Origin of the sequence: Ruminiclostridium hungatei, assembly GCF_002051585.1 — a bacterium.
Taxonomy (GTDB): Bacteria; Bacillota; Clostridia; order Acetivibrionales; family DSM-1351; genus Ruminiclostridium; species Ruminiclostridium hungatei.
Window position 1 is genome coordinate 1 of the sequence record NZ_MZGX01000077.1, and the last position, 1,051, is coordinate 1,051.

Annotated in this window: 2 protein-coding genes; both read left to right on the plus strand. The window is 44.5% G+C overall.

All coding sequences use genetic code 11. The features are described 5' to 3' along the window. The first annotated feature begins 68 nt into the window (after window positions 1-68). Window positions 69-767 (plus strand): helix-turn-helix domain-containing protein, encoded by a 699-nt coding sequence (locus CLHUN_RS21610; RefSeq protein ID WP_080066728.1) that lies wholly within the window; start codon window positions 69-71, stop codon window positions 765-767. 17 nt (window positions 768-784) lie between these two features. After that, on the plus strand, window positions 785-1,051 hold a 267-nt coding region (locus tag CLHUN_RS21615; RefSeq protein WP_133051142.1), incomplete at its 3' end, for an IS3 family transposase.

Genomic DNA, 1,051 nt, shown 5'->3' on the forward strand with positions numbered 1-1,051 from the left:
AATGATATGCTCCCTTTATGAGAGACAGTGAAATAACAAACACTGTTTATCATGAAGGGAGTATTTTTATGCCACAAAAATTTAGAATAGTGGTTACTGAAAAAATTAAAATCACTCGAGAGTATTTAGCTGGAAAAATTTCAAGAGAGGAAGCTGCCAAACGAGCCGAGGTAACACCTGCATCCATAGCCAGTTGGGCTCGGATATATCGACAAGAGGGTGCTTTGGGTCTTACACCGACAAATAAGAATCGCGTTTACAGCTCCGAATTAAAGAAGAAAGCAGTCTTGGAATATCTTGCTGGCGGATGTGGTCAGCACGCCAGCTGCGAAAAGTACGCAATTCGCTCAAGAATGCAACTCCAATCCTGGATAAAGATATATAATACTCATGGAGACTTCAATTCTGTTAAGCAGTCAGGAGGCGGAAGCTACATGAAAAAAGGTCGCATCACAACGCAGGAAGAGCGGGTTCAAATAGTCAGGGAATGCATTGCATCCGGCAAAAACTATGGGGAACTGGCGCTCAAGTATAACGTAAGCTACCAGCAGGTTAGAACCTGGACGCTATATTTCGAGGAAATGGGTGAAGGCGGATTGCAGGACAGACGTGGCCGGCGAAAGATAGACCAGACACCGCGCACGGAGTTAGAGCAAGCACAAATTGAGATTGAGCAACTCAAACACAAGCTGTATCTGGCAGAAATGGAGCGAGACCTACTAAAAAAATTGGACGAGGTGGAGAGGAGAGATGCTTATCACAAGTAAGGCAGAGCCGTATCTACATGGCAGTAAAAGAATGTCATTCGGAAGCAGGATACCCCATTGAAACCGCTTGCAAACTGCTCCATGTGGCTCGTTCGGCTTACAACAGATGGATTTCTGGCAAAGTAAGCTGCCGGACTGCTGAGAATGAACGCATCGCTAAAAAGGTGGAAGAAATCCATATAGAAAGTCCAGACAAGGGATATCGACGTATCAATGATGACCTGCGACACGACCATAACATTCATGTTAATGACAAAAGAATATTACGTATCTGCCGCACAAGA

Coding starts and splice junctions, on each gene's coding strand:
- CLHUN_RS21610 (WP_080066728.1), top strand. CDS start 69: ATGCCACAAAAATTTAGAATAGTGGTTACTGAAAAAATTAAAATCACT.